This is a genomic window from Antarctobacter sediminis (genome assembly GCF_019218285.1).
Lineage (GTDB): Bacteria > Pseudomonadota > Alphaproteobacteria > Rhodobacterales > Rhodobacteraceae > Antarctobacter > Antarctobacter sediminis.
The window spans coordinates 940,655-954,982 of record NZ_JAHUZG010000001.1 but is presented as its reverse complement, the minus strand read 5'-3'; the positions used below and the strand labels follow the sequence as shown (position 1 = coordinate 954,982).

The 14,328-nt window shown below is 64.2% G+C and carries 13 protein-coding genes; all 13 read right to left on the bottom strand.

From position 1 onward, the window contains the following. Positions 1 to 13: 13 nt before the first annotated feature. Complete coding sequence (locus KJP30_RS04545; protein ID WP_218447802.1) at positions 14 to 1,126, bottom strand: ABC transporter ATP-binding protein; 1,113 nt, start codon at positions 1,124 to 1,126, stop codon at positions 14 to 16. Further along, positions 1,119 to 2,372, bottom strand: coding sequence for an enolase C-terminal domain-like protein (locus KJP30_RS04540; RefSeq protein WP_218447801.1), 1,254 nt, complete (start codon positions 2,370 to 2,372; stop codon positions 1,119 to 1,121). The genes KJP30_RS04545 and KJP30_RS04540 overlap by 8 nt, the downstream gene beginning before the upstream one ends. Then, positions 2,369 to 3,130: an SDR family NAD(P)-dependent oxidoreductase gene (locus KJP30_RS04535; RefSeq protein WP_218447800.1), complete on the bottom strand. Its 762-nt coding sequence runs from the start codon at positions 3,128 to 3,130 to the stop codon at positions 2,369 to 2,371. Before KJP30_RS04535 ends, KJP30_RS04540 begins: the two co-directional genes overlap by 4 nt. Positions 3,131 to 3,258: 128 nt before the next feature. Further along, complete coding sequence (locus tag KJP30_RS04530) at positions 3,259 to 4,152, bottom strand: EamA family transporter (protein ID WP_218447799.1); 894 nt, start codon at positions 4,150 to 4,152, stop codon at positions 3,259 to 3,261. 181 nt (positions 4,153 to 4,333) lie between these two features. Further along, the gene (wrbA, locus tag KJP30_RS04525) at positions 4,334 to 4,957 is read right to left on the bottom strand and encodes an NAD(P)H:quinone oxidoreductase (protein ID WP_218447798.1); all 624 of its coding nucleotides are present in this window, start codon (positions 4,955 to 4,957) and stop codon (positions 4,334 to 4,336) included. 106 nt (positions 4,958 to 5,063) lie between these two features. Further along, positions 5,064 to 5,951 carry a LysR family transcriptional regulator gene (locus KJP30_RS04520; RefSeq protein WP_218447797.1) on the bottom strand — a complete coding sequence of 296 codons (888 nt, stop codon included), beginning with the start codon at positions 5,949 to 5,951 and terminating at the stop codon, positions 5,064 to 5,066. A 48-nt stretch (positions 5,952 to 5,999) separates the two neighbouring features. Continuing rightward, entirely contained in the window at positions 6,000 to 7,784 is a 1,785-nt protein-coding gene (locus KJP30_RS04515) for a SulP family inorganic anion transporter (RefSeq protein ID WP_218447796.1), read from the bottom strand. A gap of 119 nt (positions 7,785 to 7,903) precedes the next feature. Continuing rightward, complete coding sequence (locus KJP30_RS04510) at positions 7,904 to 8,827, bottom strand: LysR family transcriptional regulator (protein WP_218447795.1); 924 nt, start codon at positions 8,825 to 8,827, stop codon at positions 7,904 to 7,906. Positions 8,828 to 8,833: 6 nt separating this feature from the next. Continuing rightward, entirely contained in the window at positions 8,834 to 10,189 is a 1,356-nt protein-coding gene (locus KJP30_RS04505; RefSeq protein ID WP_218447794.1) for an aspartate aminotransferase family protein, read from the bottom strand. A 49-nt stretch (positions 10,190 to 10,238) separates the two neighbouring features. Then, positions 10,239 to 11,741, bottom strand: a complete 1,503-nt coding sequence (locus KJP30_RS04500; RefSeq protein WP_246594345.1) for a tripartite tricarboxylate transporter permease — start codon at positions 11,739 to 11,741, stop codon at positions 10,239 to 10,241. A 38-nt stretch (positions 11,742 to 11,779) separates the two neighbouring features. Further along, positions 11,780 to 12,325, bottom strand: a complete 546-nt coding sequence (locus KJP30_RS04495; protein ID WP_218447793.1) for a tripartite tricarboxylate transporter TctB family protein — start codon at positions 12,323 to 12,325, stop codon at positions 11,780 to 11,782. Between the two features lie 22 nt (positions 12,326 to 12,347). Further along, positions 12,348 to 13,289 carry a tripartite tricarboxylate transporter substrate binding protein gene (locus KJP30_RS04490; protein ID WP_218447792.1) on the bottom strand — a complete coding sequence of 314 codons (942 nt, stop codon included), beginning with the start codon at positions 13,287 to 13,289 and terminating at the stop codon, positions 12,348 to 12,350. A 59-nt stretch (positions 13,290 to 13,348) separates the two neighbouring features. Next, on the bottom strand, positions 13,349 to 14,293 hold the full coding sequence (locus KJP30_RS04485) for a tripartite tricarboxylate transporter substrate binding protein (RefSeq protein ID WP_218447791.1): 945 nt from the start codon (positions 14,291 to 14,293) through the stop codon (positions 13,349 to 13,351). Positions 14,294 to 14,328: the final 35 nt, after the last annotated feature.

Sequence of the window (14,328 nt, the reverse complement as noted above, 5' to 3'; positions counted from 1 at the left end):
CTCGTCGTTCTGTTCAGGCAGCAAGTTCCGGTTCGGCCTGCCGCAGCAGGCTTTGTTCCGTTTCGGGGTCAAAGACGTGCAGCCGGTCGGCATCGGCGTGAAAGGACAGGCATTCGCCCTCGGCCACGTCGCGCGGCTGTTGCATCCGCGCGGTGAAGGGCACGCCCGCCGCTTCGGCAAAAAGGATCGTCTCGTTGCCAAGCGATTCCGTCAGCGGCACGGTGGCTTGGAAATCCACCGCGTTGGTCGGTTGCAGGCCATGGCCCGCAGGCACGATGTTTTCGGGCCGCAGGCCAAGCGTGACGCTGCCGCCATCGGCGGGCAGGTCGAATTTGCCCGCGGGCGGGTGGAAACGCCCCAGCCCCTCGACATGCAGGGCATCGCCCTGCACGCGGGCGGAAAAGAAATTCATCTGCGGCGCGCCGATGAAGCCGGCGACAAAGCGGTTGGCAGGCTGTTCAAAGACCTCCAGCGGCGCGCCCACCTGTTCGATCCGGCCATCGCGCATGATGACGATGATGTCGGCCATGGTCATGGCTTCGATCTGGTCATGGGTGACATAGACGATGGTGTTCTTCAGCCGCTGGTGCAGCTTCTTGATTTCGACCCTCATCTGGTTGCGCAGCTTGGCGTCAAGGTTCGACAGCGGTTCGTCGAAGAGAAAGACCTTGGGTTCGCGCACGATGGCCCGGCCCATGGCAACCCGCTGGCGCTGACCTCCCGACAGGTTGGCGGGCTTGCGGTCCATGTAGGGAGCCAGTTCCAGAACCTCGGCGGCAAAGGCCACGCGGCGGTCGATTTCGTCCTTGGGCACGCCGTTGATCCGCAGGCCGAAGGACAGGTTCCGCCGGACGGTCATATGCGGGTACAGCGCGTATGACTGGAACACCATCGACACGCCGCGTTTGCGCGAGGGCAGGTCGTTGACCACATCCGCGCCAATCGAAACCTCGCCATGAGAGATGCTTTCCAGCCCGGCGATCATCCGCAGCGTCGTCGATTTGCCACAGCCCGAGGGGCCGACCAGCGCGACAAAGCTTTTGTCGGGAATGTCCAGGTTGATGCCTTTGACCGCCGGGTGGCGGCCGTAGGCCTTGACGACATTGCGCAGCGTGACCTCAGCCATGTGCCTTCTCCATCTGCGGAATTTCCTTGAGCGCCGGATCGGCGTAGCGGCGTTCGGGAAAGACCGAATACCAGCCGGGGCGGCCCGGATCGCGGTCGTAGGTGTAGCCGCCGACCTTGCGGTAATGTTCGGCGTATTGGGCCAGCTTGTCCCGGTCGACATCGACCCCCAGACCGGGACCGGTGGGCAGGTCGATGCCGCCGTCCCGATAGGCCAGCTTGCCACCCTTGATGATGTCATCGGTCAGATGGTGGTAATGCGCGTCGGCGGCAAAGCTGAGGTTGGGCAGCGCCGCGCCAAGGTGCAGCATCGAGGCAAGCTGGATGCCCAGTTCACCCGAGGAATGCACCGCCGCGCCGTATTGGAAGGTTTCCAGAACCTGCCCGCCCTTATGAGCCTGCCGCAACCCGCCCCAGAAGGTCGTGTCCAGCAGGACCACGTCGACAAGGTCATGGCGGATGCACTGCGCCAGCTGTTCAAAGTTGACGACAACCGCGTTGGTCGCCGTGGGGATGCGCACGAACTGGCGGACCCGACGCATGCCCTCAAGGCCCCATGTGGGGTCTTCGAAATATTCGTTGTTCAGACCTTCGATCGCCTGTCCCACGCGGATCGCTTCTTCGACCGACCAGACGGAATTCGGGTCCAACCGCAGCCCGTCGCCCGGAAAGGCCTCGGCCAGGGCGCGCAGTACCTCGATGTCATGGTCGGGGGCGAAATGCCCGCCCTTGAGCTTGTGCGTCCTGAACCCATGCGCCGCTTTCAGCGCCTTGGCGTGGGCGACGATCTCTTCGGCGGCGGTTTCGCCGCCCTTGCCGCTGGCCTCGTCGGCGTATCGATAGAAGATATAACTGGCAAAAGGCACATGTTCGCGCAGCGCGCCGCCCAGGAAATCGCAGGCGCGCAGACCGGTGGCCTTGCCCGCAAGGTCAAGGCAGGCCATCTCGATCGCTGCATGCAGCTGCATCCGGTTGTTATACAGCGACCCGACCGGGTTCATGATCTTCCAGCGCAGCTGTTCCAGCTGCACCGGGTCATGGCCCACAAGGTAGGGCTTCAGCCCACAGATCGCTTCTTCGGCGGAACTGCCGCCGCCGCCCATCTCTCCCCAGCCGGAGAGTCCCTCGTCGGTGACGACCTCGACGATGGTACGGACGAACCGGCCCCAGTGGGCACCGTTGGAATGGCGGATCGGGGCCTCTAGCGGCACGGCGACCGTCGTGGCCTTGATATCTGTGATTTTCATCTTTCGACTTCCTTGGGGGTTCCGGCGATCTGGCTGAGTAGGCCACCATCGACGCGGATGACCTCTCCGGTGACGAAGGCGGCCTTGTCGGAGAGCAGGAACAGGGCGACCTCGGCCACTTCCTCGGCGGTGGCCACGCGGCCCATCGGGTGCATGCCATGCAGCGTGGACCAGACGGCATCGGGGTCGTCGGCCAGCGACACGGCCCAGTCCAGCATCGGTGTCTTGACGGCGCCCGGGGCCACCATGTTCGAGCGCACGCCGTCGGCGGCGAAATCCATGGCGATGGATTTTGCCAGTCCAAGCAGCCCATGTTTTGATGCGGTGTAGGCGGCAACGTTCTGTTGCGAGGCAAGGCTTTGGACCGAGCCCATGAACACAAGGCTGCCGCGTCGCTTGCGCAGTTCCGGCAGCGCGGCGCGCGCCATGTTGAAAGCGCCGGTCAGGTTGACGGCGATGACCTCGTTCCAGATCTCGTCCGATGTGTCCTCGGCGCTGCCGTACCGCTGGATGCCCGCATTGTGCGACAGCCCGTCAAGGCCACCGAATGCGCTAAGCGCAAGGTCGACCGCCGCGCGGCAATCTTTGGGCCGGGTGATGTCACCATTGAACGCGCGGGCGGTGGGGAAATCGCGGAACAGGCTGCCGATGTCGTCGGAGCGGTCAAGGCAGACCGCATTGTGACCCGCCTCTAACGCCAGGCGTGCAACGGCCTGGCCGATGCCGCTGGCGGCGCCGGAAATTAGGTATGTCGCCATGATTCTCTCCTCTTGCTGAATTAACTACCATACTAGATGCGTTACGGGCAAGCGGGAGCGGAAATCTTTGGACAAATGAAGCTGAGAAGTCCCCAAACCCCTTTTGCAACAGGGGTTTGGGGTGAGGGCTATGCCGCGGCCCTGACGGTTTTCCGGCGGAGCGGCGGTTGGCCAGTGGCGCGATTGGCCCGCTGACCGGCCCAGACCGAGGCCAGGACGATGACCGCGCCAAGGGCCTGAACCGGGGACAGCGCCTGTCCCAGCCAGAGCCAGCCAAGGATCACCGCCGTGACCGGACTCATCATGCCCAGCATCGACACGGCACCGGGTTCCAGCCGGGCGACCCCGCGAAACCACAGCGCATAAGTTGCGGCGGCACCGATCAGGCCCAGCCAAGCCAGCCCGGCAAGGTTGGTCGCGGTCAGCGGCGGCAGCGGCGGTTCCAGCAGCACTGCCAGCGGCAAGAGGATCAGCCCGCCCGCTGTCAGTTGCCACGCCGTGAAACACAGCGCCGAGACGGGAGGTTGCCATTTCCGGCTTAGCACCGTGCCCGCCGCCATCGAAGCCGCGCCGCCAAGGCCTGCCGCGATACCGATCGGGTCCAGCCGCGCCTCTGGTCCCAGCAACAAAAGGGCGACGCCCAGCACGCCGCTGGTGGCGGCCATGACCGCGCCGGCGCGGATCGGTGTTCCCAGCCAGCCGCGCGCCATCAGCAGTACCATCATGGCCTGCAAGGCCCCCAGCGTGGCCGCCACCCCGCCCGGCAGGCGGTAGGCGGCCACGAAAAGCAGCACCCAGAACAGGGCAAAGTTGAAACCGCCCAGCAGAAAGGTCCGCCCCAGCCATGCCCGGGGTGGCAGGCTGCGTGTCAGCGCCAAAAGTACCAGCCCGGCAGGCAGGGCGCGCAGAACCGCCAGCGTGACGGGATAGCCCTGCGGCAGCGCCTCGGTCGTTACAAGATAGGTGCTGCCCCAGATCGCCGGGGCCAGCGCGGTGAGCAGGATGTCGGTGGTCCGGGTCATGGCCGCATCCTCGCTATGGTCTGAAAAGGATCGGCGCGCGGACTGCGACAGCCGGAACAATCGGCAAGCCCGACATCGCGCAAAAGGGTGGCGGGCAGGTCACATTGGCGGATGTGCGGGGCGCTGCGGTGCGGCAGGCGCAGGATATGGCGGAGCATAATTGGATCCTTTCACAGTGGTGTCACGCGGCGGCATCTTGAGCGGGGGCCGAGGCCAGCCGCGCCGCGATCCGGGCCACATGCGCGCCCTGAAACCGCGCGCCGGCCAATTCGCTTTCGCTGGGGGTGCGTGACCCATCCGATCCCGCGATGGTTCCGGCGCCATAGGGCGCGCCACCCGTGAGTTCGTCCATCGTGGTCTGGCCCGCGAAACTGTAAGGCATGCCGACGATCAACATGCCAAAGTGCTGAAGCGGGATCTGCGTGGACAGCAGCGTGGCCTCATGCCCGCCATGTTGCGATCCGGTCGAGGCGAAAACTGCGGCCACCTTGCCGACCAGCGCATTCCGCGCCCAAAGCGCCCCGGCCTGATCCAGAAAGGATTTCATCTGTCCGGCCATCATCCCGAACAGCGTGGGCGTGCCAAGGATGATGGCATCATAGTTCTCCAGATCGGCGGGGCTGGCCAGCGCGGTGTCGTCCTCGACGAAACCTGCCTTGCGACGGATCTCTTCGGGCAGGGTTTCAGGCACGCGGCGCAGGTCGACACGGACGCCCGGCAGGCTGGCTGCGCCTTCGGCCTCGGCCCGGGCAAGGGCGCGGACATGGCCGTAGCTGGAATAGTAAAGAACAAGAACGCGGGTCATGGGATCCTCATGGGCTGTCATCTGTGGATGCCCGGAAGATCGGTGATGCGGCGGGCGGGAATAACCGGCCCGCTGTCACATCACTCTTTACCAGCGTTGAAGAATGTCAGCCCGCCAACGCCGCGCGCAGGTGTTTGAGAAAGACGGTCACGCGCGCATCCATCCCAAGCCGCGATGCGGTGACGGCAAAGATTTCTGGCGCGGGCAGTTCCCAGTCCGGCAGGATTTGAACCAGCGCGCCACTGGCTTCGGGCGCGGCCGAGACGAAATCCGGCAGCGTGCCGATCCCGTGGCCGGCGATCAGCAGGTCACGCAGCACAAGGCTGTTGCCAACGCGAACCTTGGGGTCGATCTCTACCGTTTCCGTGCCATGGGGGCCGTGCAATACCCAGCTGCTGAGGTGATCGGCCAGCAGAAAGCCGATGATCCGATGATTGGGCACATCGGTCGGGGTGGCCGGGGCGCCGTTTCGGTCGATATAGCCCGGTGCGGCAAAGATCCTTTGCCGAACCGTGCCGATCTTGCGCGCGACAAGGGCCGAATCCGGCATGGCTGAACGGATGCGGATCGACACGTCAAAGCCACCTTCGACCATGTCCACCACGCGGTCATCCATCGACAGGGTCAGGCTCAGGTCCGGGTAGCGGTCAAGAAACGCGGGCAGGAAAGGCGCGATGACGGTTTGCCCGAAAGAGCTGGAGGCATTGACCTTGAGATGGCCGCGTACCGCGCCGGCCCCCTCGCGGATGCGGTTTTCGATCCCGGCCACGGCGTCAAGGATGCCTTGCGCCTCTTCGTAATACAGCCGCCCCGCATCGGTAAGCGACATGGCCCGGGTGGTGCGCGTCAGGAGGGTGCTGCCAAGGCTCTCTTCCAGCAGTTTGACCTCGCGGCTGAGAAGCGCGGGCGAAACGCCCAGATCCTCGGCGGCGCGGGCGAAACTGCCGCGCTCCACGATCCGGCGGAAGGCCTGCATGACGGAAAGCTTGTCCATGGCCGATCGTTAACACGAATGATCCCGGCGCGCGAAGGGGCCGCGATATCACCGGGCCTGCGGGCATTCGCGAAAGATGCGGGCCGGGCATGTGTCGCAGATCGCCGGATCAAGCTGTGGCACGATGGTTTCGACCGCGTCGCCCTTGCTGAGATGGAACTGCGCCTTGCCCACGGCATCCGGGGCCATGGCGCCAAAATCGCGCATCAGGGCCAGACTGCGCGGCGTCTTGACCTGCACGTGCAGGGCGCCGCCACGCTGGCGCAGGCGGCGCGCGAGGTCGATCAGGAATTCGGCGGCGGGCAGATCGAACTCCGAACTGCCGGCGGCGATGAACAGGACATGCCGCTGCGCAGGACGCTGGGTTTCCAGCACGCGGAACCAGCGCCGCACATATTCGACCGAACCGAAATAGAGCGGCCCGTGCAACCGTACGATCACTAGTTGCGGGCATTCCGGCAGGTTGTTCAGCTCGACATTGCGAAACACCCGGCGCGGTGCCTTCGGGTCCGGGGCGGCAATGCCCAGTGTCGGATGCGCCGTCCAGTTCAGGAACAACAGCAAGGACAGCAGGACACCGGCGTAGATCGAAAATTCAAGATCCACCAAAAGGCCGGTGACGAAGGTCACGATGGCGATCCATGTCTCGGAGCGGCTGCTGCGGACAATATGGGTGATCTCCTCGAACTTGATCAGCTTCCACGCCACAAGGATGATGATCCCCGCCATGGCTGGCGTGGGCACCAGCGCGAACCAAGGCGCAACGAACAACAGGATCACCAGCAGAAAGACGGCGGCAAAAATCGCTGAAAGCGGGGTCTGCGCCCCGGCCTCGTAGTTGACTCCGCTGCGGGTAAAAGAGGCCGAGCCGGGGTAACACTGAAAGAACCCTCCTGCGAGGTTCGACATCCCCTGACCCAGGAACTCGCGGTTATTGTCGATCGGCTGGCCGGATTGCGTCGCGATGCCGCGTGCGACGGACATGGCCTCCAGCAGGCCGACCAGCGCGATGGCGACACTGGCCGAGGCGAGGCTGTCAAAGACGGCAAGGTTCATCTGCGGCATGGCAAGGCCCGGCAGGACAGACGGCACGGTGCCGACAGTATGGACCGTCTGGGCAGCCTCTCCCATCGCAAGATAGGCAAGCGTCGCCGCCGCAAGGGCCACAAGGTAATTTGGTCCCTTGGGAAAGATCCTGCGGAACAGGATGGCCACGGCCAGCGCCAGCGCCGCAAGAAACAGCGATGCGGGATCGGTGCCGCGCAGGGCCTCGGGCAGCGCGGCAAGGAATTCTGTCAGGTGTTCGGGTCTTGGCAGTTCGACCGCGAGGGCGTGCCGCATCTGGCTGAGCGCGATCAGCAGGGCCGCGACGGCCATGAACCCAACCATGACCGAATGCGAAACGAAGTCTACCAGCCCGCCCAGCCGAACCAGCCCCAGCATGACCTGTATCAGGCCGACCAGTACCGCCAAAGAGATCGCCGCCGAAATGAACTCGGGGCTGCCGGGGGTGAAACTGCCCGAAAGCGCACCAAAGACCAGCGCTGAAATTGCCGTGGTGGGGCCGGAAACCGCATGCCAAGACGAACCGAAAACCGCCGCGACAACCGGTGTCACCATCGCGGTATAGAAGCCGTATTCCGGTGGCAGTCCGGCAATGGCGGCAAAGGCTACGCCTTGGGGCAGGACGATGGAGGCGCCGGTCAGCCCGGCGATGGCGTCCTGTCCCAGTGTCCGTGGTGTGATCCGCGCGAACCAATCTGGCCGCTCGATCAATGGGCGCGCGCCGCGGGCAAGGAATCCAAGGGTCGGGCGGGGATCGAAACGGGACATGGGCAGGCCTTGGGTGCAGACACGGGACGGGCGGGCGGATGGCCGGACGGGGCCATCACGCAGGGCGCGCGGGGTTTCGGTTGTTCGATTCTGGCGCGCCGGTCCGGGCGCGCGTGAGGTCAGGGCAGGGACCAGCCGTAAAGCTCTTTGGCGATGGCATCGTCCACGATGTTCACGATCATCTCCCGGACGTGGGACTCTGCCTCGGACAGGCGTTCGACCCGTGGCCCGGCGAATTGCAGCACGCGCGTCAGCGAGGACAGTTCGATGTCGCGCGCGGAGCAGATGCCCGAGTCCAGTTCGTTCGAGAACAGCGCCGTGGGGGCGATGCAAAACCGTTTCTGCTGCGAGACATATTCGCGTCGGATCTCGAGCGAGCGGATTTCGATCATGTCGTCAAAGGTCAGCCCCTGCGCGTTCAGCGCCACCAGCACCCGGGATTTCAGCCTGTTGTCGCGCCCGTCCAGCACCAGCGGCAGACTGGCCAACGTTTCGACTGGCACCGGGTTTGGCAGTGTTTCGATCAGGCGCGTTGCGCCGATCAACTGAAAGGTCTCGCGGTAGAGCGGCATGCTTTCGCCCTGTTCGTCGTCGATTTCTTCTTCGACAAAGGCGAAATCCACCGCGCCTTGCTGCCACAGCCGGTCCAGTTCGTTGGTAAACCCGTGTGAAAACAGCAGCGAGACGCTGGGGTGCTTGTCACCGCATTGTTCCAACAGGCGCGGCACCAGCACCCGCGCGATCGAAGGCGTGACGCCGATATGAACCGTCCCCGAAGCCGGATCGCCAAACCGTTCCAGCTCGCGCGTGGCGCGTTCGACGCTGCGCAGGATCTTGTCAGAGTGTTCAAGCAGCAGCTTGCCGGCTGTGGTCAGCCGCACACCGCGCGAATGGCGGGTGAACAGGGTCAGACCCAGATCCTCTTCGAGGCGTCGGATCTGCATACCCACCGCCGGTTGCGTCACGCCCAGTTCGGCGGCTGCCGAGGTGACGCTGCGCAACCGTGCGACGGTGCGGAAATACCTGAGCTGCTTGATCTCCATGGGTGGTCAGCCTTCTTCTGCGCGCATCCTGTCAAAGGCGCGGTCAAAGCGGGCTAGCGCCTCTGTGATATCATCGTCGGGCATCGCGCCCGAGGTGACAAGGCGCGAACCACCTGCCACAAGGATGCCTTGCTCTTCGAGATGGCCGCGCAGGACCATCGCGCGCGTCGCATCCGCATGGGCGAATTCATGCGGCGCATAGGCCACATCCATGTCGGCGAAGGCAAAGAACAAAAAGCCCGGAGGTCCCTGCACCAGCAGGTCATAGCCGTATTTTCGGCCAGCCTCGCGCAGGCCGTCGGCGATGGATGTGTGAACCTTGTCCAGCCGCCGGTAAACCGCGCCATCGTCACGTTCCAGCATCTGCATGGTGGCAAGACCCGTGGCCATGGCCAGCGGAAACGAGTTGAAGGTGCCGCCACCCAGCACCTTGTTTTCGGACAGATGCGCCATCACGTCGGCGCGACCCGTCAGCGCCGACAGCGGCAGCCCCCCGGCCAGCGCCTTGCCAAAGACAGCCAGGTCCGGCGTCACACCATAGGCCCCCTGAGCGCCACCGATATGCATCCGGAAGCCGGTGATGACCTCGTCGAAGCACAGCAGGACGCCGTGCTTGTCGCAAAGTTCGCGCGCGCGCTCAAGATAACCGGGGCGCGGCGGGCAGCAGCCGTTGTTGCACAGAGCGGCCTCCATCATCAGCATGGCGATCTTGTCGCCATGCCGATCCAGCACCGCCTCCAGCGCCTCGGCGTCGTTCCAGCGGACCATCATGATGTCGTCCTGCGCATGTGGCCCGATGCCCGCGCCTGTGGCATCGCTGCGCATGGGGAAGGGCGTTTCCGGGTCCAGCGAGGCAAGGTGCCCGCCAAAGACATTGTCGACCCAGCCGTGATAATGCCCCTCGCAGCGCAGCACGTAGGGCCGCCCGGTGGCACCGCGCGCCAGTCGCATCGCCAGCTGGTCAGCCTCGGTCCCGGTCAGGCCGAAGCGTACCCGCTCGGCGCAGGGGACGTGCTGAACGACCTTTTCGGCCAATTCGATTTCCAGCGTGGTGTGCATCAGCGAAGAGGCGGCCGAGAACTGCCGTTCCATCTGGGCACGGACGGCCTCGGCGATTTCGGGATTGTCATGTCCCCAGATCGCCGGACCCATGCCCAGTACGAAGTCGATGTAATCCTTGCCGTCCACGTCGTAGATGCGGAAACCCTTGCTGTGATCGGCGATGATCGCGGGCAGGGCTGGCCCGGGACGAAAGTTGCTTTGCTTGCCCGCAAGCACCGCACTGGCGCGGGCGCGCCATTGATCCGAGGTCAGTCGCGCGTCCTGCGCGGGGGCGTCCGGGGTGAGGGTCTGGCTGTCCACTGGGCAGAGTCCTTCTGTTGGCAGCCCGCATGGGACCGCTGGAATGGGGTCAGTCGTGTTTTCCGGCGTGCTCGATCTCTCCCATGGGGTCCTTGCGAAAGACCGAGTAGAGATGCAGCGCAATCGCCAAGGCCATCATCCCGATGAAGACAAGCGAGATTGGCCGTTCGAAAAAGACGGTGGCCGAACCGGAGGTGCCGATGGCTTGTCGCAGGCGGTTTTCAAGGATCGGACCCAGAACCAGCCCCAGCAGGATTGGCATCAGCGGCAGTCCGGCCCGGCGCAGGCCCAGCCCGATGATGCCGAATGCCAGCGCAAGATAGCAGTCCCGGATGTTGTAGTTGGTCGTGTAGACCCCGACAAAGGCGAAGACGAGCACGCCCATCCCGATCAGTTTGTAGTTCAGCCGCGTGACCAGCGCGATCCAGTGACTGAACAGCAGCAGGAAAACGAAGGCCACGATGTTGATCATGAACAGCGAGCCGTAGAGGCCATAGACGAAATCGGGCCGGGTTTCGAACAGGGTCGGGCCGGGAAAGACATTGTGTACGGTAAAGACCGCAAGCATCATCGCGGTCAGCGCCTCACCGGGCAGGCCAAGCGACAGCAGCGGCACCATGGCCGAGGCAGGCACCGCGTTGTTCGCGGTTTCCGAGGCGATCAGCCCTTCGGGCGACCCCTTGCCGAATTGTTCGGGGTTCTTCGACCCGGACCGCGCCAGCGTGTAGGAAAAGAACTGGGCCATCCATTCGCCGACACCGGGCAGCACGCCCATGACCACGCCGAACCCGGCGGAACGGAACAGGGTGACGGGGTAGGTAAAGACCTCGAACAGGGCCGAGTAGTTGGGCGTTGCCGGCTCTTTGGTGTCGGGCGGGTTCTGTGCGCCGCTGAGCAGCACCAGACCCTGCGACACCGCAAACAGCCCAAGACCCACGGGGATCAGGGGAAAGCCGCTGAGAAGCCATTGCTGATCAAAGGTGTATCGCTGGCTGTAAAAGGTCTGTTCCAGCCCGACCGTGGACAAGAACAGGCCCACGCCCACCATCATCGCCGCAGGCAGGGTGGCACCGCGATGCGCCAGCACCACCAGCACCACCGCCGTTGTCGCCGCCATGGCAAACTCGGGCGAGCCGAAGTTGGAGGCGATCGCAGCCAGCGGCTGCGACAGCAGCACCAGCGCCAGCACCGAAACGATGCCGCCCACGAAGGACGAGGTATAGGCCAGCGTCAGCGCGCGCCGTCCCTCGCCGCGTTTGGTCATCGGATAGCCATCATAGGTGGTCAGCACGTTGACCGGTGTGCCGGGGGTGTTGATCAGGATCGCCGGGATCGCGCCGCCGTACCACGCGCCGGAATAGATCCCCAGCAGCAGGCTGAGCCCGACAAGCGGATCCATCTGGAAGGTCGCGGGCAGCAGGATGGCGATGGCCACCACCGGGCCAAGCCCGGGGATTGCGCCCAGCACGACCCCGCCAATGGCCCCGATGGCCAAAGCGGTGAGAACGTAGACGTTCATCAGCGCGGTTATTCCGACGGCGAAGGCTTCCAAGGGTGTCTCCCGGTGGTTTGGGGATCAGAGGATACGGCTCAGAACAGGCTGGGCGCGGGGAACCAGATCTCGAAGAAATAGACGAAGGCGACAAAGCAGATGATCGGCAGGCCGATCACGCCCGTCAGCCATTGGCGCAGGGTCATCTTCGCAAAGGCCAGCGTGACGGCGACAAAGACCACGGTGGCCGGGATGTAGCCGATCAGGGGAACGACGAAGAAATACCCAAGATAAAGCGCCGAATAGAGCATCGGCATGGTGCCGTACCGGGCGAGGTTGGACGCGAACTCTCTCAACGAAAAAGGCAGGCTGCGCAGCAGGCACCGCAGGGTGACGACCCCGCTGGACAGGGCGATCACGATCAGACAGAGCATCGGGAAAAACGCCGGATGCGTGTGATAGCCCATGTTCGGCGGAGGCGCCTTGGTCAGGTTTGGGGTCAGCACGATCAGGGCAACGGACGCAAGAAACAGCGCCGAAGTCATCAGGAAGGGGCCCAGTCCGCGGATCTGGTCCTCGGCCGTGGACATGCCGCCATCGACATCGTCGTCGTCGGCCTTGTTCCTTGGATCTTCCTGCGTCATGACTTGCGTCCTTTCCCGGAACTCAGAGTTCGCCCAGTTTCTTCAGCAGGTCGACACCGGCCTTGTAGTCCTTGTCGAGTCGCGCCTTGCCCTCTTCGGGGCCCTGCCAGTACAGCTCGGCGCCGGTGGCCTGACGGATCTTGTCGACCTCTTCCGAGGCCATGACCTCGGCGGCGACGGCGGCGATCTTGTCGATCACCTCCTGAGGGGTGCCCTTGGGCACGAAAAGACCGCCCCACAGAACGATGGGGTCGCCGTCGACCTGTTCATGCAATGTCAGCGTGTCGGGCAGGGTCACGATACGGTCGTTGGTGTAAGAGGCAATCGCCTTGACCGCGCCGCTGTCAAGGCAGGCCTGCACCTGCTGGGTCGTGGTATTGATCACGTCGGCGTCGCCATTCGACAGGGTGGTGCAGTCCAGCGCCTCGAAAGACGCCTCGGAGGCAAAGGAAAAGCCCAGTTGGTCCGCGACGTCGAAGGTCACCTTGGTCGGGATCGCGCCATAGCCGAAATGGCCCAGGGAAATCTCGTTGGTCTTGGCGTAGTCCGCCAGTTCCGCGAGGTTGTTATAGGGGGCATCCGCCGAGGCGGCGAGGATGAAGGGGTAGGTGACGTAGATGCCCACGGTTTCGAAGGCGTCGATCGGATAGGTGGTGTTGCCCAGCGCTACGTGACTGGTCACAAGGTCGATCACGAGGTTGCCGATCATGTAACCATTGGCGGGGGCATTGGCGACCTCGGTCGCGCCGATCACGCCGCCGCCGCCGGGGCGGTTCAGCGCCTGCACGGGCACATCGAATTCCGCTTCCATCCGGTCGGCGATCAGACGCGCGATCGTGTCCTCGACATCCCCCGGAGGCCATGGCGTCAGCAGAGTGACCGGGCGTTCCGGCCAATCGGCCAGCGCCATTGTCGCGCTGACGGCCAGTGCCGCCGAGGAGAGGATCATTGTCTTGAGTTTCATGTTTATCTCCCTGTTCGTGACCCGCCCTTGACCGGGCGGGCCGTCTGTTCTGTTGGAAATCAGAGTTCACCGAGCCCGGTGAGCAATTCAACGGTGGCATCATAGGTGCGGTCGATGCGCGCCTTGGCCTCTGCCGGGCCTTGCCAGTACAGTTCGGCGCCAGTGGCGGAGCGGATGTTGGCGACTTCTTCGCTTTCCATCACCTCGCCCACGATGGCGGCGATCTTGTCGCGCACCTCGTCCGGGGTGCCCTTGGGCACGAACATCCCGCCCCAAAGAACGATCGGTTCACTGTCGATCTGTTCGCCCAGTGTCGGCGTGTCGGGCAGGGTGGCGATGCGACCCTCGGTGTAGGTTGTGATCGCCTTGGCACTGCCGTCCTGCAAGCAGGCCTGGATCTGGGGCGTGGTCGTGGTGATCAGCGTTGCGTCGCCGTTCGACAGGGTGATGCAGGTCAGTTCCTCGAAAGAGGCATCGGTCGCGAATTTGAACCCGAACTGTTCCTGAAGCCCCAGCGTCACCTTGGTCGGGATCGCGCCGTAACCAAAGTGGCCCAGCGCCACGTCGTTTGATTTGGCATGTTCCACAAGGCCCGCCAGATCGTCAAAAGGCGCATCGGCCTTGGCCGCCAGAACGAAGGGGTAGGTGACATAGATCCCCACCACGTCAAAGGCATCCTTGCCATAGGTGGTGTTGCCCAGCGCCACGTGGCTGGTGACATGGCTCAGCACGAGGTTGCCGATGGTATAGCCGTCGGGCTTGGCGCCTGCGACCTCGGTCGCGCCGATCACGCCGCCGCCGCCGGGTTTGTTCACCGCCGCAACGGGGACGCCCCATTCGGCCTCCATCCGGTCGGCCACAAGGCGGGCGATGGTGTCTTCGACATCGCCCGGAGGCCAAGGCGTGATGATGGTGATCGGCCGTTCCGGCCATTCGGCCAGTGCCGCGCCTGTCGAGAGCGCGAGAGCCAGTGCCGATACTGCAAGCCGCTTGATCATGGTCATTCCCCGAATCTGGTTGGTTGCCCCTGTTTTGTACT